This window comes from Nonomuraea sp. NPDC048826 (genome assembly GCF_043198225.1).
In the GTDB taxonomy this organism is placed as follows: Bacteria; Actinomycetota; Actinomycetes; order Streptosporangiales; family Streptosporangiaceae; genus Nonomuraea.
The window spans coordinates 48,087-65,812 of sequence record NZ_JBICUQ010000008.1 but is presented as its reverse complement, the minus strand read 5'-3'; the positions used below and the strand labels follow the sequence as shown (position 1 = coordinate 65,812).

General features: G+C 72.6%; 17 protein-coding genes and 1 pseudogene. 11 read left to right on the top strand and 7 right to left on the bottom strand.

From position 1 onward, the window contains the following. Positions 1 to 225 precede the first annotated feature (225 nt). A complete protein-coding gene (locus ACGFI7_RS27905; RefSeq protein ID WP_393409656.1) occupies positions 226 to 819 on the bottom strand; it encodes a TetR/AcrR family transcriptional regulator in 594 nt (197 codons plus the stop codon). A 58-nt stretch (positions 820 to 877) separates the two neighbouring features. Between ACGFI7_RS27905 and ACGFI7_RS27900 the strand changes: the two genes are divergently transcribed. From ACGFI7_RS27900 to ACGFI7_RS27890, 3 genes are all read left to right on the top strand, one after another. Further along, positions 878 to 1,675, top strand: a complete 798-nt coding sequence (locus ACGFI7_RS27900) for a class I SAM-dependent methyltransferase (RefSeq protein ID WP_393409655.1) — start codon at positions 878 to 880, stop codon at positions 1,673 to 1,675. Between the two features lie 63 nt (positions 1,676 to 1,738). Next, on the top strand, positions 1,739 to 2,155 hold the full coding sequence (locus ACGFI7_RS27895; RefSeq protein WP_393409653.1) for a CBS domain-containing protein: 417 nt from the start codon (positions 1,739 to 1,741) through the stop codon (positions 2,153 to 2,155). Positions 2,156 to 2,438: 283 nt separating this feature from the next. Beyond that, positions 2,439 to 3,338, top strand: coding sequence for a carbohydrate kinase (locus ACGFI7_RS27890; RefSeq protein WP_393409651.1), 900 nt, complete (start codon positions 2,439 to 2,441; stop codon positions 3,336 to 3,338). Positions 3,339 to 3,422: 84 nt separating this feature from the next. Here the strand turns inward: ACGFI7_RS27890 and ACGFI7_RS27885 are convergent, their stop codons facing one another. Next, on the bottom strand, positions 3,423 to 3,989 hold the full coding sequence (locus ACGFI7_RS27885; protein ID WP_393409649.1) for an NADAR family protein: 567 nt from the start codon (positions 3,987 to 3,989) through the stop codon (positions 3,423 to 3,425). A gap of 108 nt (positions 3,990 to 4,097) precedes the next feature. Here ACGFI7_RS27885 and ACGFI7_RS27880 point away from each other — a divergent pair, with 108 nt between their 5' ends. Genes ACGFI7_RS27880 through ACGFI7_RS27860 form a run of 5 tightly spaced genes read left to right on the top strand, consistent with a single transcriptional unit; the run spans position 4,098 to position 9,968 of the window. Beyond that, complete coding sequence (locus tag ACGFI7_RS27880; protein WP_393409648.1) at positions 4,098 to 4,526, top strand: SRPBCC family protein; 429 nt, start codon at positions 4,098 to 4,100, stop codon at positions 4,524 to 4,526. Positions 4,527 to 4,529: 3 nt separating this feature from the next. Then, a complete protein-coding gene (locus tag ACGFI7_RS27875) occupies positions 4,530 to 7,265 on the top strand; it encodes a Na+/H+ antiporter subunit A (protein ID WP_393409646.1) in 2,736 nt (911 codons plus the stop codon). Further along, entirely contained in the window at positions 7,262 to 7,861 is a 600-nt protein-coding gene (locus ACGFI7_RS27870) for a Na(+)/H(+) antiporter subunit C (protein WP_393409644.1), read from the top strand. Before ACGFI7_RS27875 ends, ACGFI7_RS27870 begins: the two co-directional genes overlap by 4 nt. Next, entirely contained in the window at positions 7,861 to 9,396 is a 1,536-nt protein-coding gene (locus tag ACGFI7_RS27865; protein WP_393409642.1) for a Na+/H+ antiporter subunit D, read from the top strand. Before ACGFI7_RS27870 ends, ACGFI7_RS27865 begins: the two co-directional genes overlap by 1 nt. Further along, the gene (locus tag ACGFI7_RS27860) at positions 9,393 to 9,968 is read left to right on the top strand and encodes a Na+/H+ antiporter subunit E (RefSeq protein ID WP_393409641.1); all 576 of its coding nucleotides are present in this window, start codon (positions 9,393 to 9,395) and stop codon (positions 9,966 to 9,968) included. The genes ACGFI7_RS27865 and ACGFI7_RS27860 overlap by 4 nt, the downstream gene beginning before the upstream one ends. 34 nt (positions 9,969 to 10,002) lie before the next feature. On the opposite strand, the pseudogene ACGFI7_RS27855 reads toward ACGFI7_RS27860, so the two are convergent. Further along, a pseudogene (locus ACGFI7_RS27855) lies at positions 10,003 to 11,195 on the bottom strand (RNA-guided endonuclease InsQ/TnpB family protein); the annotation flags it as partial. Between the two features lie 149 nt (positions 11,196 to 11,344). Here ACGFI7_RS27855 and ACGFI7_RS27850 point away from each other — a divergent pair. Together ACGFI7_RS27850 and ACGFI7_RS27845 are read left to right on the top strand one after the other, a co-directional pair. Next, positions 11,345 to 11,605, top strand: a complete 261-nt coding sequence (locus ACGFI7_RS27850) for a monovalent cation/H+ antiporter complex subunit F (protein WP_393409640.1) — start codon at positions 11,345 to 11,347, stop codon at positions 11,603 to 11,605. Continuing rightward, positions 11,602 to 11,907 carry a cation:proton antiporter gene (locus ACGFI7_RS27845; RefSeq protein WP_393409639.1) on the top strand — a complete coding sequence of 102 codons (306 nt, stop codon included), beginning with the start codon at positions 11,602 to 11,604 and terminating at the stop codon, positions 11,905 to 11,907. The genes ACGFI7_RS27850 and ACGFI7_RS27845 overlap by 4 nt, the downstream gene beginning before the upstream one ends. On the opposite strand, the gene ACGFI7_RS27840 is transcribed toward ACGFI7_RS27845, so the two are convergent. Then, the gene (locus tag ACGFI7_RS27840) at positions 11,878 to 12,414 is read right to left on the bottom strand and encodes a DUF6328 family protein (protein WP_393409638.1); all 537 of its coding nucleotides are present in this window, start codon (positions 12,412 to 12,414) and stop codon (positions 11,878 to 11,880) included. The genes ACGFI7_RS27845 and ACGFI7_RS27840 overlap by 30 nt on opposite strands. A gap of 68 nt (positions 12,415 to 12,482) precedes the next feature. Further along, a complete protein-coding gene (locus tag ACGFI7_RS27835; protein ID WP_393409637.1) occupies positions 12,483 to 13,271 on the bottom strand; it encodes an alpha/beta fold hydrolase in 789 nt (262 codons plus the stop codon). 72 nt (positions 13,272 to 13,343) lie between these two features. Between ACGFI7_RS27835 and ACGFI7_RS27830 the strand changes: the two genes are divergently transcribed. Next, positions 13,344 to 14,486 carry an acetate/propionate family kinase gene (locus tag ACGFI7_RS27830; RefSeq protein ID WP_393409636.1) on the top strand — a complete coding sequence of 381 codons (1,143 nt, stop codon included), beginning with the start codon at positions 13,344 to 13,346 and terminating at the stop codon, positions 14,484 to 14,486. Here the strand turns inward: ACGFI7_RS27830 and ACGFI7_RS27825 are convergent. Together ACGFI7_RS27825 and ACGFI7_RS27820 are read right to left on the bottom strand one after the other, a co-directional pair. Further along, positions 14,483 to 15,583, bottom strand: coding sequence for an arabinogalactan endo-beta-1,4-galactanase (locus tag ACGFI7_RS27825; RefSeq protein ID WP_393409634.1), 1,101 nt, complete (start codon positions 15,581 to 15,583; stop codon positions 14,483 to 14,485). The genes ACGFI7_RS27830 and ACGFI7_RS27825 overlap by 4 nt on opposite strands. 11 nt (positions 15,584 to 15,594) lie before the next feature. Further along, a complete protein-coding gene (locus ACGFI7_RS27820) occupies positions 15,595 to 17,583 on the bottom strand; it encodes a beta-galactosidase (protein WP_393409632.1) in 1,989 nt (662 codons plus the stop codon). Between the last annotated feature and the right edge of the window lie 143 nt (positions 17,584 to 17,726).

The window sequence follows — 17,726 nt, the reverse complement described above, 5'->3', positions numbered from 1 at the left end:
TATCCGTATCCGGCACAGCCGGCTCTCGCACGACCCCGCCGACGTCCGAGGCCGGTGCAACGAACTCTCCTACCACCCGCCGACGTCCGCAGCCGGTACAGCCAGCTCTCGTACGACCCACCGATATCCGTGGCCAGGACAGCCAGCTCTCGCACGACGTCGCCGACCTCCGAGGCGGTCCGCCGACCTCTCGTACGACCCCGCCGACGTCCGCAGCCAGGACAGCTAGCTCTCTCGTACGACGCCGCCGATGATCGTGGTGACGGCCTTGCGGACTGCTTCGGGGTCCGGGGGGCCGGCGGTGCGGTCGGCGTGGATCAGGTGCGCGGAGCCGATCAAGGTGGGAGCGAGGACGTCCACGTCGGCGTCGGCGGCGAGGCGGCCCAGTTCGCGTTCGCGGGCGAGATAGGCGGCGATCATGGCTGCGGCCTCGGTCAGGATGGGGATGCCGGTGGGTGTGGTCTGGCGGAGCCGGGTGCGCAGGTCGTCGCGGAAGATGAGCAGGCTGACGATCGCCACCGCGACCGACCCGAACAGCTCCGTCAGCACGCCGGTCAGGTTGCCGACCACCGTGCCGGTCCCGGCGGCGCGGAGGAGGGCGTCGCCCTGGGCCTCGGTCCGGACGACGCGGTCGCGTACCAGTTCGGCGAGGAAGGCGTCGAAGTCGGCGAAGTGGCGGTGCAGCACGCCCTTGGCGCAGCCGGCCTCCGTGGTGACCGCCCGGCTGGTCAGCGCGTGCGGTCCGTCTCTGAGCAGGACGCGCTCGGCGGCCTCGAACAGTTGCTCGCGCGGATCGCGCAGGGCCACCCCGGTCGGCATGTGCTTCCTTTCGTCGGACTCGGTGGACGAGTGGGCGCTTGCCCACTATGGTGGGCGCATGCCCACTATAGCTGCGCGTGACCCGTCCGAACCTCATCAGCACCGCCATATGGCGGAGTCGTTCGGCGCCGACCCCGAGCGTTACGACCGGGCGCGCCCGCGCTACCCCGATGCCCTCGTGGACCGGATCGTGGCGGGCAGCCCCGGCCCCCGCGTCCTGGACGTCGGCCTCGGCACCGGCATCGCCGCCCGCCAGTTCCGGGCGGCGGGGTGCCGGGTCGTCGGGGTCGAGGTCGACGCCCGGATGGCCGAGTTCGCCCGGCGCGACGGTTTCGACATTGAAGTGTCGGCCTTCGAGACCTGGGATCCCGCCGGTCGCGCCTTCGACGCGGTCATCGCCGCGCAGACCTGGCACTGGATCGATCCGGTCGCGGGCGCGGCCAAGGCGGCCGAGGTGCTGCCGCCCGGCGGCCGGCTGGCGGTGTTCTGGAACGTGGTCCAGCCGCCGCCCGACCTGGCCGACGCCTTCGCCGCGGTCCACCGGCGGGTGGTGCCCGAACTGCCGATGCTGGCCAAGCCGGTCAAGGACGGATACTCGGTGCTGCTCGGCAAGGCCTCCCACGGGATCCGCGCCGCGGGCGCCTTCGGCGAGCCGGAGGAGTGGCGCTTCGAGTGGGAGCGGCGCTACACCCGCGACGAGTGGCTGGACTCGGTGCCCACCTCCGGCGGATACAGCCGGTTCCCGCAGGACACGAAGGACGAACTGCTGGCGGGCCTCGGGGCCGCCATCGACGAGGCCGGGGGCGCGTTCACCGCCGGCTACACCACCGTGGCCCTCACCACTGTCCGGACCTGAGGCCGTTTCGGCGGCGGAGTGCGGGGCAGGCGGCGAGGGTCCCCGGATCGATGGAGGTAGGCCATGCCGACCGCACGAGAAATCATGACGGCCGACGCCGAGTGCGTGAACGCCGACGAAACCGTGAAGATCGCGGCTGAGAAGATGGCGCGGCTGGACGTCGGTTCGCTCCCCATTTGCGGCACCGACGACCGGCTCAAGGGGATGCTGACGGACCGCGACATCGTCGTCAAGGTGCTGGCCGCGGGCAAGAACCCGGACAGTTGCCTGGCCGGCGAGCTCGCCCAGGGCGAGGCCGTCACCATCGGCGCCGACGACGACGCGCGGGAGATCCTGCGCACCATGGCCGCGCACAAGGTGCGCCGGCTGCCGGTGATCGACGGTCACAAGCTCGTCGGGATCGTCGCCCTCGCCGAGGTCGCCAGGGCCCTGCCCGACGCGACCGTCGGCGACCTGCTCGACGCCCTCACGACAGACTGACCCGGCATCCCCCAAAGGGCCGGTGACCTCGACGGTCACCGGCCTTTACTTACTTCCGGGGCTCTGGTCGGTCACCCGCCTTCTCCGTACGTCCGGGGACTGGATGTCACCGGTCTTCTCCGTACGTCTGAGGGTTTGGGTGGTCATCGGCGCAACCCTAGGGCAGGCCGGCGAGTGGGTGGCACGGGTCGGCGGCGCGGGTGGGTGGCGCGGGGTTCGGGATTGGGGGGCGGGTGCCTTGTGCTCGTGCGCGTGCGATGAGGTGGCGTGAGAGGGTGGTGGGGTGATCGCGGTGCTGGGTGAGTGTGTGGCGGACGCGTTCGCGGATCGGCGGGCGGATGGGTTGACGTTGCGGGTGCTGCCGGGGGGTGGGCCGGCCAATACGGCGGCGGCGCTGGCCAGGCTCGGTACGCCGGTGCGGTTTCTGGGGCGCTTGTCGGGTGACGTGTTCGGGGAGCTGTTCCGGGAGCGGCTGGCCGGGGTGGATCTTTCGTACGCGGTCGAGGCGAGTGAGCCGAGCACGCTCGCGGTGGCGGGGCTGGACGAGGACGGCCGGGCGCGGTACGGCTTCCACGCGGAGGGCACCGCCGACTGGCAGTGGACGGAGCGGGAGCTGGCCGGGCCGGTGCTGGACGGCGCGCGGTGTCTGCACACCGGGTCGCTCGCGCTGGTCAGGCCGCCGGGGCGGGACGTGGTGGAGGCGTTCGCGGCGGCGGCAGCGGGGCGGGTCACGGTGTCGGTGGATCCCAACGTGCGGCCGAGCCTGGCGACGCGGGAGGCGTACGCGGTCGAGCGGTGGTGCGGCTTCGCCGACGTGCTCAGGCTCAGCGACGAGGACCTCGAGTTCCTGCGTCCCGGCGAGCCGGTGGAGCGGGTGTGCGACGAGTGGCACGCGGCCGGCGCCCGGCTGGTGGTGGTCACGAAGGGGCCCGCCGGGGCGCTGGTGTCGCTCGCCGGGGCGCGTGCCGAGGTGCCGGCCCCAGCGGTGGACGTGGTGGACACGGTGGGCGCGGGCGACGCGTTCACGGCCGGGCTGCTGCACTGGCTGGACGGGCGCGGGCTGCTCGGCGGCCGGCTGGGCGGGCTGGACCTGGCGGCGGCGCGGAAGGCGGCGACGTTCGCGGCGGGAGTGGCGGCGCTGGCGTGCACGGTGCCGGGCGCCGACCTCCCCGCCGATCTCTGAATCGGCCTCTCCGCCGATCTCTGGGTCGGCCCCCCGCCGATCCAGAAGTCGATCTGCCTGCTGAACTGCCGGGTAACCGGCTGGTCAGCGGGAGCGGGACAGGGCGTCGCGGACGTCCATGAGGGCGAAGCCGAGGAGGTTGAGCCCGCGCCAGGTGGCGGGTGAGGCGGCGCCCGGATCGTCGGCGGCCAGGCCGATGCCCCACACCCGGTCCAGCGGGCTGGCCTCGACCAGCACCTGGCCGCCGGTTCCCAGCAGGAAGTCCCTCAGGTCGGCGTGCCGGCCGAACTTGGCGAGGTTGCCCCTGACCACGATCTCGTAGCGGTGGGCGGCCCAGGTCTCCTCCTCGAAGCCGCCGACGGAGCGCCCGAGCTTCTTCGCCTCGCCGGGGTGGGCCGCGGCGAGGATCTTCTCGGCCGCCGCCTCGTCGCCGAAGAGGAGCGCCTTGTGCGCCATCATGTAGTGCTCGGCCGACCGGTAGTGCCGGCCGTCCTCGGTGAACTCGGCGGGCCACCACTGGCTGAGGCATCCTCGGCCGGGGCCGCCGTCGCGGGCGGGCCGGTGGCCCCAGAAGTAGAGGTAGCGCAGCGGTCGCCCGGCCAGCTCGGCGGCCACGGCTTCGGGGACGGACCGGGGAAGCGTCTCGGACATGGCCTCACTTTGTCACACCGTCACTTGTGCACGCCTGAACGGCGAGGGGCCGGTTTGCCGTGGGGTGGCCGGGGCATGCGGGGTGCAGGAGAACGAGCGGGGGTTCCGATGGCCGAGTACGAGGCGACACGTGGCATGCCGGCTGAGAGCGGGGTGGTGTTCGGGGTCGCGTCGGATCTCACGCTGATGAACCGGTGGCTGCCGCACGGCCTGTGGGTGCGTGACAGCGGGCCGAACACGGTGGAGGCGGGCGGGGACGCGGTGCCCGGTGAGGGCGGGCACGAGGGTTTGTTCCGTGTTCAAGAAGAGCAGCTGAGAGTAGAGTGGGGCGGTCGCGATCATCCGGAGTACGCGGGCTGGTTGCAGGTCTCGGACGCCGGCAGTGGCACGAGCGAGGTGACGGTGCACATCTCCCTGATGGACGAGCCTGCCGAGGAGACGCCGCGCGAGCGTTCCGACGAGGTGCGCGGCATGCTCGACGAGTCGCTCGCGCGGCTGAGTGACGAGGTCGGCGGCCGTCTGACCAACTCGGGCTGATGGATGGAGCCGCTGCTCGTCCTCCATGCGGCGGCCGCGCTCTGCGCTCCCTGGCTGGTCCGGCGGTTCGGGCGGAGTGCGATGCTGCTGCTCGCGGCGGCTCCGGCGGCGGGGTTCTGCTATGCCCTGGTGGGCCCTGAGCCGTCGGCCCGGCCGTGGGCTCCCGCGCTCGGCCTGACGTTGTCGTTCCGCGCCGACGAGCTCGGCCTGCTCATGATGGCGCTGGTGACGGGCGTCGGCGCCCTGGTCATGGTCTACAGCGCGCGTTACTTCGGCTCGGGTGACGCCGGGCTGGGGCGCTACGGCGCGGTCATGACGGGGTTCGCGGGGGCCATGCTGGGCCTGGTCACGGCCGACGACCTGCTGCTGCTGTACGTGTTCTGGGAGCTGACGACGGTCTTCTCGTACCTGCTCATCGGGCACCACCCGGAAGACCGGGCGAGCAGGCGGGCCGGCATGCAGGCGCTGGTCGTCACCACGCTGGGCGGGCTGGCGATGCTGGCCGGGTTCGTGATCGTCGGCCAGGCCGCGGGAACGTACCGGATCTCGGCGATCCTCGCCGACCCGCCGCAGGTCACGCCGGTGGCGCTGGTGCTGGTGCTGACCGGCGCGCTGGCCAAGTCGGCGATCTTCCCGTTCAGCGCGTGGCTGCCCGCGGCGATGGCCGCCCCGACGCCGGTGTCGGCCTACCTGCACGCGGCGGCGATGGTCAAGGCGGGCGTCTACCTGCTGGCCCGGCTGGGCCCGGCGTTCGGCGACGTGACGGTGTGGCGGGCGGTCGCGGTGCCGCTGGGCGCGGTGACGATGCTGCTGGGCGGCTGGCGGGCGCTGCGGGAGACCGATCTGAAGAAGCTGCTCGCGTACGGCACGGTCAGCCAGCTCGGCTTCCTGATCGTGCTGTTCGGGGCGGGCACCGGCGCGACCGCGCTGGCGGGGGTGGCGATGCTGCTCGCGCACGCGCTGTTCAAGGCGGCGCTGTTCCTGGTGGTGGGGGTGGTGGACCGGGCCGCGGGGCGGCGTGACCTGCGCGGGCTGAGCGGGCTGGGCCGGACGATGCCGTGGACGTGCGGGGCGGCGGTGCTGGCCGGGGCGTCGATGGCGGGGCTGCCGCCGCTGGCCGGGTTCGTCGGCAAGGAGGCGGCGCTCGACTCGCTGCTGGACGACCCGCTGGTGCTGACGGCGGTGGTGGCCGGGTCGGCGCTGACCGCCGCGTACACCCTGCGGTTCCTGTGGGGGGCGTTCGCCGCGAAGCGGGGCAGGCGGCCGTCGCGGGTGAAGCGGCCGCCGGTGCTCATGGTGGCGCCGGCCGCGCTGCTGGCCGGGCTGGGGCTGGTCCTGGCGCCGCTGGCGGGCTGGTACGAGACGGCGATGAAGGGCTACTGGGGCGCCTTCCCCGACCCGGGGCACGGCGCCCATCTGGCGATCTGGAGCGGGGTGGGGCCGCCGCTGCTGCTGTCGCTGCTGGCGCTGACGGTCGGCGTGCTGCTGTTCCTGGTGCGCGAGCCGGTCGCACGGCTGGGGACGGCGCTGCACATCACCGACTCCGGCGTGGCGTTCTGGCACGCGCTGCGCCGGACGGACCGGGGAGCGCTGCAGGTGACCGGTGTGATCCAGCGCGGCTCGGTGCCCGATTACGTGCTGCTCACGCTCGCCACCCTGGCCGGTGTCGGGATGCTCGCGCTGTCGTACGGGCCGCCGCTCTCGCTGGACACCTCGGTAGTCTGGTGGCAGCGGGCCGAGCAGCCGCTGCTCGCCCTCCTCATCGCGGCCGCGGCGGTGCTCGCCCTGCGCGCCCACAGCTACCTGCTGCTCGCCCTGTCGTGCGGTCTGACCGGGTACGGGGTCGCGCTGCTGTTCCTCACCCACGGCTCCCCCGACCTGGCGTTGACCCAGTTCCTGGCCGAGACGCTCAGCCTGGTCATGTTCGTGCTGGTGCTGCGGCGGGTGTCGAACCCGCCGGTCCCGGCCAGGCTGCCGTTCCCGCTCCGGCTCGGCATCGGCCTCGCGGCCGGGGCGGTGGTGGTCGTGGCGGGCATGCTGGCGATGGACGCCCGCCAGGCCCGGCCGGTCGGTGAGCTCATGGCCGGGGCCGCGGAGCGGGCCGGAGCGGGCAACATCGTCAGCGCCCTGCTGCTCGACATCCGGGCCTGGGACACGATGGGCGAGAGCACCGTGCTGGTGGTGCTCACGCTGGGCGTCACCAGCCTGGTCTATCTGCGGCGCACCTCGTACGCGATCGACAGGAGGCCCGCAGGGCCGCGGCCCGGCCGGCCGTGGCTGGCGTCGTCGCTGCCGGAGCACGACCGGGCGCTCGCCTTCGAGGTGGCCGCCCGGCTGACCTTCCACACGATCCTGGTGCTCTCGGTGTTCCTGCTGTTCGTCGGGCACGGCCGGGTCGGCGGCGGGTTCTCGGGCGGGATCGTGGCGGGGCTCGCCATCACGGTCCGCTATCTGGCGGGCGGGCGCGACGAGCTGGCCAGGGCGGTGCCGATGCACCCGGGCGTGCTGCTCGGGGCCGGGCTCACGCTGTCGGTCGGGACGGCGCTGGCCGGGCTGGTGTTCGGCGGGGACGCGCTGCGCATGCTGGCCGCCGACGTGACGGTGCCGCTGGTCGGGACCCTGCACCTGTCCACGGTGCTCCTGTTCGATCTGGGGATCTATCTGACGGTGGTGGGAATGGTGCAGGACGTGCTGCGGGCGCTGGGGGCCGAGGTCGACGAGCAGGTCGAGGCGTCATGACGATCTCGCTGGTGCCGCTGATCGTGTGCGGGCTGCTCGTGGCCGCCGGGGTGACGCTGCTGCTGGAGCGGAGCCTGGTCCGGGTGCTGGCGGGCGTGATCCTGCTCGGCAACGGGGTCAACCTGCTGATCGTCACCACCGGTGGCGACGCCGGCGCCCCGCCGCTGCTCGGCCGGACCGAGCCGGACCGGATGGCCGACCCGCTCCCCCAGGCCATGGTGCTGACCGCGATCGTGATCACGCTGGCCGTCACCGCGTTCCTGCTGGCGATGGTGCACCGGGCCTGGCAGCTGCGCGGCTCCGACGAGGTGAGCGACGACACCGAGGACCGCTGGGTGCGGCTGCGCGCCCGGCGCGGCCAGCTGGGTGAGCGGGTGCGGACCCGGCAGGCGGAGTACGACCGGCTGGTCGCCGAGCAGCGCGCCGAGCTGCGGAGCGAGCCGACCAGGGGTGAGCGGCTGGCGCACCGGCGGATCGACCGCCGCCGGCTCAAGGCCCGCCAGCGTGAGGCGCGCAAGCAGATGCGGCGGGCCATCAGGGCCGAGCGGGAGCGCCAGGCGCTCGCGCTCGACCCCGAGCTGGAGGGCGACGAGTAGTGGAGGCGCTGATCCCGATCCCGGTGCTGCTCCCGCTTCTCGCGGCCGGGATCAAGCTGGCCATCGGCGCCCGGCTGCGGCACCTGCAGGGCGTGATCAGCATCAGCGCGCTGGCGGTGAACCTGGCGGTGTCGACGATCCTGCTCGTCCAGGTCGACACGCACGGCCCGATGGTGGCGCGGATCGGCGGCTGGGAGTCGCCGATCGGGATCACGCTGGTGGCCGACCGGCTGTCCGGGCTCATGCTGGTCACCTCGTCGGCGGTGACGCTGTGCGTCATGATCTACTCGGTGGTCAGCGCCTATGACCGTCAGGAGGACGTCGCCCCGATGGCGATCTTCCACCCGGCGTTCCTGGTGATGCTGGCCGGGGTGGCGAACGCGTTCCTGACGGGTGACCTGTTCAACCTGTTCGTGGCGTTCGAGATGCTGCTGAGCGGCTCGTACGTGCTGCTCACGTTCGGCGGCACCGAGTCCAGGATCCGGGCCGGGGCCACGTACACGGTCATGGCGCTGATGTCGTCGATGCTGTTCCTGGTCGCGCTGGCGATCGTGTACGCGGCCACCGGGACGCTTTCGATCGCGCAGGTCGCCGAGCGGTTCGCGGACCTCACGCCGCAGGTGAAACTGCTGGTGGAGCTGTTGCTGCTGCTGGCGTTCGCGATCAAGGCGGCGATCTTCCCGGTGTCCGGCTGGCTGCCCGACTCCTATCCGACCGCGCCCGCCCCGGCGACGGCGGTGTTCGCCGGGCTGCTCACGAAGGTGGGCGTGTACGCGATCTTCCGGCTGGAGTCGCTGCTGTTCCCCGGCGGGCCGGTGGCGACGCTGCTGCTCTGGGCGGCGCTGGCCACGCTGGTGCTGGGCGTGCTGGGCGCCGTGGCGCAGGCCGACATCAAACGGATGCTGTCGTTCACCCTGGTCAGCCATGTCGGCTACATGGTGATGGGGGTGGGGCTGGCGACCGTGGCGGGGCTGGCGGGGGCCGTCTTCTACGCGGTCCACCACATGACCGTGCAGACGAGCCTGTTCCTGGTGGCCGGGCTGATCGAGCGGCGCTCGGGCACCACGTCGGTGAACCGGCTGGGCGGGCTGATGCGCAACGCGCCGCTGCTGTCGGTGCTGTTCTTCATCCCGGCGATGAACCTGTCGGGCATCCCGCCGATGTCCGGCTTCCTGGGCAAGCTGGCGTTGATCCAGGCGGGCCTGGAGGTGGGCGGCCCGCTGCCGATCGCGCTGGTCACGGCCGCGCTGGTGACGAGTCTGCTCACGCTGTACGCGGTGGCGAAGGTGTGGGGGAAGGCGTTCTGGCGCGGGGCGCAGGTGGAGGGCGAGAGCCGGCCGGACGCCGGCGAGGAGGCGGTGGAGCGGAGCCCGGCGGCGACCCCCGGCCTGTACGGGCCGGCCGCGGCGCTGGTGGTGCTGGGCCTGGCCTACACGGTGCTGGCCGGGCCGCTGTCGTCGCTGGCCGAGCGGGTGGCCGGGGAGCTGATGGAGCGGCAGCCGTACATCACGGCCGTGCTGGGGGCGGCGGGATGACGCGGCAGGAGGCGGAGGGGCGGAGCGGGCGCGACTGGTCGGCGCCGCGGCCGTTCGGGCGGCCGGTGCCGCTGGCGCTGGTCGGCTGGCTGGCGCTGATCTGGGTGATGCTCTGGGGCGAGCTGACGTTCGGCACCGTACTGGGCGGGCTGGTCGCGGGGGCCGTGGTGACGTGGCTGCTGCCGCTGCCGGTGCTCGATCCTGGCATCCGGTTGCGGCCGCTGCCGTTCCTGCGGTTCCTCGCCTGGTTCCTGCTCGACCTGGTGCTGTCGACGGCGCGGGTGGTGTTCTGGGTGCTGCGGTCGGCCTCGCCGCCGACCGCGGTCGTGCAGGTGCCGGTGCGCACCTCGTCGGAGGCCATGACCGTGATGATCATGGTGGCGGTGACGACGGTGCCGGGCAGTCTCGTGCTGGCGGCCGACCGGGAGCGGCGGGAGCTGACCATCCACGTGCTCGGCCGGCCCGAGGCCGAGGAGGAGGTGGCCGAGCTGACCCGGCTCGAGGTGGCCGCGCTGGAGAGACGGATCGTGACGGCGTTCGGCACGCGCGCCGATCGGAAGGAGCTGGATTGACTTCCTCCCCCTCGTAAACGAGGAGGATTCCCACGGTCGCCCGTGAGGGTTCCTGCTTCACCGCCGGTTGCCCGCCCGAGAGGACTCTCGTTGAGGTCTCACACCAGCTCCACAGGCGTTTCAGCTCTCCGCCAGCCCGGCGGCGAGCACGTTCCTGGCCGCGTTCACATCCCGGTCGTGGACCGCGCCGCAAGCGCACTGCCATACCCGGACGTGCAGCGGCATCTTCTCCCGCAGCGCGCCGCACACCGAACACAGCCTGCTGGAGGCAAACCAGCGATCCACCGCCACCAGCGTGCGGCCGTACCAGCGGGCTTTGTACTCCAGCATCGAGCGCAGTTCCCGCCAGCTCGCGTCGGAGATGGCCCGAGCCAAACTGTGGTTCTTGACCAGGTTGCGGACGGTCAGGTCTTCCACGGCGATCACTTGGTTCTCGCGAACAAGCCGTGTCGTGACCTGGTGCAGGTGATCCCTTCTGCGGTCGGCGATCCGGGCGTACACCTTGGCCACCTTCAGCCTGGCCTTGGTGCGGTTGGCCGAGCCCTTCTCCTTGCGGGCCAGCGCCCGCTGAGCCTTGGCCAGCTTGCGCCGGTCCCGCCGCTCGTGCCGAAGGTTGACGATCTTCTCGCCGGTGGACAGTGTGGCCAGTGCGGTGATTCCGGCGTCGATCCCCACGTTCGACGCGACAGGCGGCAGGGAGCTGATCTTCTCCTCCACCAGGAGGGACACGAACCAGCGCCCGGCCGCGTCCCGGCTCACGGTCACCGTGGACGGCTCGGCGCCCTCGGGCAGCGGGCGCGACCACACGATGTCCAGCGGCGCGTCCATCTTGGCCAGCGTCAACCGGCCCTCGCGCCAGCGGAACGCCGAGCGGGTGTACTCCGCCGACGCCCGCGACTTCCTTCTGCTCTTGAACGCCGGGTACTTGGCGCGCTTGGCGAAGAAGTTCGCGAACGCGGCCTGCAAGTGCCGCAGCGCCTGCTGCAGCGGCACCGACGACACCTCGGACAGGAAGTCGAACGCGCCGCTGCGCTTCCATCGCGTCAGCATCGCCGACGACTCCGCGTAGGAGACGCGCTTGCCTTCCAGGGTGTAGGCGCGGGTGCGTTCCTCCAGCGCCTTGTTGTAGACGAGGCGGACGCAGCCGAACGTCCGGGCAAGCTCGCAAGCTTGCCCGGGGGTCGGATAGAAGCGGTACTTGTAGGCCCGCTTCACGGTCTGCGCCACGCCGCAGATCTTAGCGCGCGATCAGCCAAGTATCGCGTGTGTGTTCGAGACGCCGTTTCGCCTGACGGCGAATCGGCTGCCCCTGTCCTGCTCGGCAGGGGTCCGATTCCTCCCCCGCCTGAAGGCGGGGGTCTCCTCGGAGGAATCCGATGACCACGGTGTACCTGGTGACGCTGGTGATGCTCGGCGTCGGCGCGGCGGCGGCGCTCTTCCGGCTGGGGCGGGGCCCGACCACCCTGGACCGGGCGGTGTCGCTGGACGTGATCACGTCGCTGGCGATGTGCGGCGCGGGCGCCTACGCGGCCGTCTACGGCGACTACGCCGACGTGCCCGTCCTGCTGGTGCTGTCGCTGCTCGGGTTCGTCGGCACCGTGTCCCTGGCTCGCTTCTTCCCGGAGGGCGGGCAGTGAGCGCGCTGGACGTGGCGGCGGCGGTCTGCCTGCTGGCGGGGGCGGCGCTCGCGTTGTCGGCGGGGTTCGGGATGGTGCGCTTCCGCACCACCCTGGACCGGATGCACGTGGCCACCAAGCCGCAGGTGCTCAGCGTGCTGCTGGTGCTGCTGGCGATGTGGCTGCGGCAGCCGACCTGGGCCACGGCCGGGCCGCTGATCATCGTGGCCGTGGCTCAGATCATCACCGTGTCGGTGGCCTCCTACGTGGTGGCGCGGGCCGCGCACCGGCGCTCAGACGCCGGCTCCGGTTCCGCCTCCTGAGTGGCGGCCCGCGCTCTCCTCGTCCGCCGTGTCTCCGGGCTGGCCGGACCGGTCGAGCGCCGGCTGGCCGAACCACGCCCACGCCGCCAGCGCGGCCACCACGCCCGCCGTGCCCCAGGCCAGGGTGGAGTCGAACAGGAAGTCGACCACCAGCATGGTCGCGGACGTCATGGACACGATCAGCGCGAGCGCGCCCGCGATGCCGTAGCGGTTCGAACGGCGGACCAGCTTCTCCTTCAATCCCTGGCGGAACAGCACCCGGTGCTGGTTGGCCGGGGCGATGTAGCAGATGGAGGCCAGCGCGGCCGACACGAGCGCCACGTAGAACAGCCACCGGTCGAACGCGCTCAGCCGCTCGAAGCCCTGGGAGAAGGGCACGGTGAGCAGGAAGGCGAACAACACCTGGACCCCGGTCACCGCGACCCGGGCGCCCTGCAGCAGTTCGACGAAGTTGCGGTCGGCTCGTTCCTGCCGGGTCTCCTTGTCCTGTTCGGGCACCTGGTCCACGCGTACCGCCTCCCGGCATGTCTCGATATGTCGCAAAGTAGAAGGTGTTACTGCCAAGGGCAAGACACTCAAAACTCCTCACCGGCGAGGAATGATCGGACCACCCTGGCGAACTCGGCCGCCTGGAACTCCAGGGGCACCATGCCGTGCGGGATGACCGTGACGGACGCCCCCGGCAGCCGTTCGGTCAGCGGCCGGAGCTCGGGGAAGGCGAAGGGGTCCTCGGCCGCGCCGACGCACAGGACCGGGCAGCGGATCAGCCCGAGCCGGTCCTCCATCCGGTAGGCGGCGACCGCCCGGTGTCCGCCCTCCAGGTCGGGCCAGGCCGCGAGCGCGTCGCGGACGAAACGGGCCAGCAGGTCGGGGCGGCTCGGCGGGTAGAAGCCGGCCCGGCCCACCCACAGCTCCATCAGGTGGGAGCCGTCCTCCCGCTCGGTCACGTGGTCGACGACGGGCCGGCCGAGCCGCCGCCGCCGGGCCTCGGCGTCCATCAGGGGCGTGGACGACAGCACCAGCCGGGTCACCCGTCCGGGCGCGCGGGCCGCCACCTCGACCCCGATCACCCCGCCGGTGTGGTGGCCGGCGACCGCCGCGGTGTCCAGGCCGAGGGCGTCCATGAGGGCGAGCACCCCGTCCGCGTACGCCTCGATGGTGTGCTCGGGCGGGGGCGCGGAGGCGCCGAAGCCGAGCGTGTCCATCGCGATCGCCCGATGGCCGGCGCCGAGCAGTGGGAGGACCTCGCGGTACTCGTCCCAGGAGCGGGGTGTCTGGTGGAGGAGCAGCACCGGCTCACCGGTGCCGCACTCGGCGTAGTGGATCTGTCCCAGAGGGGTGCGGACATAGCCGAATCCGATCATGCGCACCATACTCCGCCGGTGGCCGCGGATGTAAAGAGTGTCGCCGGGACGGCCCCGGGTAGGGCGTCAGGCATGCTGGAGCAGGGTCAGGAGTGGGCCGGCGCGGCGGTGCTCACGGTCAACGCCGGGTCGTCGAGCCTGCGTCTCGACCTCGTCGACGGGGGCGCGGTCGTCGACAGCGCGCGGAGCGAGCGGGCGGTGGACCCGGGGTCGGCGCGGGCCGAGCTGTCGGAGTTCCTGGGCCGCCACCTGGACCGGGACGTGGGCGCGGTCGCGCACCGGCTGGTGCACGGGGGCGCGCTGGTGACCGGGCCGGCCGTGGCCGACGACGAGCTGGTGGCGGCGCTGCGCGGGATCACCGGCCTGGCGCCGCTGCACCTGCCGCCGGCGCTGGCCCTGGTGGACGCGGCCCGCGAGCTGCTGCCCGCGGTGCCGCACGTGCTCTGCCCCGACACCGCCTTCCACGCCGGGCTGCCGGCCACGGCCGCGGCCTACGCCCTGCCGAGGGCGTGGCGGGAGAAGTACGGGCTGCGCCGCTACGGCTTCCACGGTCTTTCGTACGCGTGGGCGGTGGACCGGGCGGCGGAGCTGCTCGGCCGGCCCGTCACGGAGCTGGGCCTGGTGCTCACCCACCTGGGCGGCGGCGCGTCGGTGTGCGCGGTGTCGGGCGGGCGCAGCCTGGACACCTCGATGGGCTTCACCCCGCTGGACGGGGTGCCGATGAGCAAGCGCTCCGGCAGCGTCGACCCGGGCCTGCTGCTGTGGCTGCTGGACGGCCGGCTGACCCTGGACGAGGTGCGCGACGGGCTGGAACGCGAGTCGGGGCTGCTGGGCCTGTCCGGCGGCAGGTCCGGCGACACCCGCGACCTCGTCGCCGCCGAGCGTGACGGCGACGAGGACGCGGCGCTGGCCCTGCGGGTGTTCTGCCACCGGGTGAGCAGGGAGATCGCGGCCGCGGCGACGTCGCTGGGCCGCCTGGACGCGCTGGTGTTCACCGGGGAGATCGGCTGGAACCAGCCCGAGGTGCGCGAGGCGGTCTGCCGCCGCCTGCGCCTGCTCGGCGTCGAGCCGCCGGTGGGCGGCAACCGCCCCGACGACGGTGTGATCAGCCCGGCGGGCACCGCGGTGCCGGTGCTCCTCGTCGAACCGCACGAGGAGCTCCAGCTGGCCCGCGAGTGCCTGCGCGAGCTGTACGGTCCCGCGGCCGGCGGCTAGCCGCGGCCGAGCGTCCGCATGGCGGGCAGGGCGCGGTCGCCGAAGTCGAACAGGGCCTGGTTCTCCCAGGCGTTGCCGCTGGCCGGGTCGGCCGGGTCCCAGCCGTTGCCCGGCACGCCGGTCCAGGTGGCCTCCCACGTGAACAGCCCCAGGCCGAGCCGGTCCGGGACGTTCCGTACGATGTCGGCGACCTTGCTCAGCAGGGCGGCCTGCCCGGCCGGGGTGGCCTGGTAGCCGGGGTACGGCTCGGGCGACAGGATGAGGTTCTCCCAGCCGTCGTCGTCGGCGGTGGTGAACGGGTAGCCGGTCTCCACGACGGCCACGGGCTTGCGGTAGCGGGTGGCGACGTCGTCGATGTTGGCCTGGAAGGCTTCCAGGGCGCCGTGCCAGTACGGGTAGTACGACAGGCCGATCACGTCGTAGCGGATGCCGTGCGCGGCGGCGTTGTCGAACCACCACCTGTACAGGCCGTTGTCGCCGCCGTTGGCCAGGTGGAGCACCACCCGGGTGTGCCGGGAGACGGCCTTGACCGCGTCGTACCCGGCGTTGAGCAGCCGGGCGGTGTTCGCCCAGTTCTGGTTGCTCCCGTCGGGCCACAGCAGGCCGCCGTTGATCTCGTTGCCGACCTGGACCAGGTCGGCCGGGGTGCCCTGGCGGCGCAGCGCGTCCAGCACGTCGAAGGTGTGCGCGCGCAGGGCCCGCACCAGCTCGTCGAACGGCAGGTTCGCCCAGGCCGCGGGCTTGAACTGCTTGCCGGGGTCGGCCCAGGTGTCGGAGTAGTGGAAGTCGACGAGCAGCCGGAGCCCGGCCTTCTTGGCCCGCTTGGCGACGGCCAGGACCTGCGCCTTGGTGTTGTAGCCGTCGGCCGGGTCCACCCAGACCTTGAGCCTGATGTGGGTGAGCCCGGCCGAGGCCAGGATGGCCAGCGGGTCGCCGCGGCGGCCGTCGGCGTGCCGGTAGACGCCGCCGAGCGCCTCCGACTTGGCGAGACTGGAGACGTCGGCGCCGCGGATGGGCAGCCGCCGCTCGGCCTGGGCGGCGGGAGCCGCCGCGGCCAGGGTGACGAGGCAGAGCAGAGCGATCAGTAACCGTCTCATGTGGTGCTCTCCTAGGGGTGGGGGGATTGCTCCTCGACGACCGTGACGGCGCCGGCCGCGACGGTCACCGGCCCGTCGTGGCAGGCCCCGTCGAACACGCCCGTGCCGGTCACCCCCTCGACCGTCACCGGCTCGTCGCCGTGGTTGATGAGGAACAGATGACGCCCGCGCCGGACCAGTTCCAGCGTGTCGGGCAGGCCGCGGGGCCGGGTCACGGCGGCGCGGTCGAGCATCTCGGCCAGCAGGTCGCGCAGGCCGGAGACGGGGGCGGTGGCCAGGTACCACGCGGTGCCCGCGCCGAGGTCGTGGCGGGTGAGCGCGGGGTGCCCGGCGTCCGGCCCTGAGGCGAAGTCCCGCTCGGCGACGGCCCCGGCGAGGCGGATCCGCTCGGACCAGATCCGGCCGTCGAGCCCGCCGGTGACGGCGACGGTCTCGTGCTCGCGCAGCGGGTGGAACTCCTCGATCGACAGGCCGAGGACCTCGCGGAGCGCGCCCGGGTAGGCGCCGGGGTGGATGACGTCGTGCTCGTCGACGATGCCGGAGAAGTACGAGACGACGAGGTTTCCGCCTGCTTCCACGTACCGGTGCAGGTTCTTGGCCGACGCCTCGGTCAGCAGGTAGGCGCTCGGCGCGATCACCAGCCGGTAGCGCGACAGGTCGGCGGACGGGTGGACGAAGTCGGCGGTGACGTGCTCGCGCCAGAGCGCCTCGTAGAAGGCGTCGATCCGCTCCCGGAACCGCAGGTCGACCGACGGCCGCCAGTCCAGTTCGAGCGCCCAGTACGACTCCCAGTCCCACACCACGGCCACCTCGGCCCGTACCCGGCTGCCCCGTACGCCGGCGAGCTTGCGCAGGTCGGCGCCGAGCTCGACGATCTCGCGCCACTGCGCGGAGTCGGTGCCGGCGTGCGGCACCATCGCCGAGTGGAACTTCTCCGCGCCGAACCGGGAGGCGCGGAACTGGAAGAACAGCACGCTGTCGGAGCCGCGGGCGACGTGCGCGAGGCTGTTGCGGCGCATCTCGCCGGGCCGTTTGGCGATGTTGCGGGGCTGCCAGTTGACCGCGCCGGCCGAGTGCTCCATGAGCATCCACGGCTCGCCGCCCGCGACCGAGCGCGCGAGGTCGGCGGACATGGCCAGGTCGATGTGGTTGTCGGGCTGCTCGGCCTTCAGGTAGTGGTCGTTGGCGACGACGTCGAGCTCGCGCGCCCACTGCCACAGGTCGGTCGACTTGCAGTTCACGGTGCCGGCGAAGTTCGTCGTCACCGGCACGCCGGGGGTGATCTCGCGCAGGATGTCGCGCTGCAGCGCGTAGTGCTCGCGGTGCTGGCCGTCGCTGAAGCGGGCGAAGTCGAGCCGCTGCGCGGGGTTGACGGCGGTGTGGTTGTGGCGGGGGGCGTCGATCTGCGCCCAGTCGGTGTAGCGCTGCCCCCAGAACGTGGTGCCCCAGGCCTCGTTGAGCGCGGCCAGGTCCTGGTAGGTGTGGCGGAGCCAGTCGCGCCAGGCGGCGACGCTGTGCTCGCAGTAGCACTCCCCCAGCGGCGCCCCGTACTCGTTGTGCACGTGCCACATGACCACGGCGGGATGGCCGCGGTAGTGGGTGGCGAGCGCGCGCACCAGGCGGGCGGTGGCCTCGCGGAAGGCGGGGGCGCTGGAGCAGGCGCTCTGCCTGCCGCCGAAGCCGATGCGCAGGCCGTCGCGGCCGACGGGCAGCGTGTCCGGGTGGCGGGCGGTGAACCAGGCGGGCGGCGCGGCGGTGGGCGTGGCCAGGTCGACCGCGATGCCGGCCGCGTGCAGCCGGTCGACGACCTCGTCCAGCCAGCCGAACTCGTACCGGCCCTCGTCCGGCTCCATCAGCGCCCACGAGAACATGCCGAGGCTGACCAGGTTGACCCCGGCCTCGCGCATCAGGGCCGCGTCCTCCTCGTGCACCTCGCGCGGCCACTGCTCGGGGTTGTAGTCCCCGCCGTAGGCGATACCGGCCGGACGCTCCGGATACATCCATCCCCCTTGTCATACTTCTGTGAACGTGCACAGTAGCGCGCCCCTTCGGCTCTTGGAAGTCGAGCAGGAGATTAACGAGACCGTAACAGGCCCTTGACCCGACACTGATCGCTGTTCCAGTCTGTGCACGTTCACAGAGA

What these genes read in the sequence shown, in the direction of transcription:
- ACGFI7_RS27875 (WP_393409646.1), top strand. Translation starts at nt 4,530, where the DNA reads ATGGAGCCGCTGCTCGTCCTCCATGCGGCGGCCGCGCTCTGCGCTCCC.
- ACGFI7_RS27820 (WP_393409632.1), bottom strand. Translation starts at nt 17,583, where the DNA reads ATGTATCCGGAGCGTCCGGCCGGTATCGCCTACGGCGGGGACTACAAC.
- ACGFI7_RS27870 (WP_393409644.1), top strand. Translation starts at nt 7,262, where the DNA reads ATGACGATCTCGCTGGTGCCGCTGATCGTGTGCGGGCTGCTCGTGGCC.
- ACGFI7_RS27900 (WP_393409655.1), top strand. Translation starts at nt 878, where the DNA reads ATGCCCACTATAGCTGCGCGTGACCCGTCCGAACCTCATCAGCACCGC.
- ACGFI7_RS27885 (WP_393409649.1), bottom strand. Translation starts at nt 3,989, where the DNA reads ATGTCCGAGACGCTTCCCCGGTCCGTCCCCGAAGCCGTGGCCGCCGAG.
- ACGFI7_RS27825 (WP_393409634.1), bottom strand. Translation starts at nt 15,583, where the DNA reads ATGAGACGGTTACTGATCGCTCTGCTCTGCCTCGTCACCCTGGCCGCG.
- ACGFI7_RS27830 (WP_393409636.1), top strand. Translation starts at nt 13,344, where the DNA reads ATGCTGGAGCAGGGTCAGGAGTGGGCCGGCGCGGCGGTGCTCACGGTC.
- ACGFI7_RS27835 (WP_393409637.1), bottom strand. Translation starts at nt 13,271, where the DNA reads ATGATCGGATTCGGCTATGTCCGCACCCCTCTGGGACAGATCCACTAC.
- ACGFI7_RS27880 (WP_393409648.1), top strand. Translation starts at nt 4,098, where the DNA reads ATGGCCGAGTACGAGGCGACACGTGGCATGCCGGCTGAGAGCGGGGTG.
- ACGFI7_RS27860 (WP_393409641.1), top strand. Translation starts at nt 9,393, where the DNA reads ATGACGCGGCAGGAGGCGGAGGGGCGGAGCGGGCGCGACTGGTCGGCG.
- ACGFI7_RS27905 (WP_393409656.1), bottom strand. Translation starts at nt 819, where the DNA reads ATGCCGACCGGGGTGGCCCTGCGCGATCCGCGCGAGCAACTGTTCGAG.
- ACGFI7_RS27895 (WP_393409653.1), top strand. Translation starts at nt 1,739, where the DNA reads ATGCCGACCGCACGAGAAATCATGACGGCCGACGCCGAGTGCGTGAAC.
- ACGFI7_RS27850 (WP_393409640.1), top strand. Translation starts at nt 11,345, where the DNA reads ATGACCACGGTGTACCTGGTGACGCTGGTGATGCTCGGCGTCGGCGCG.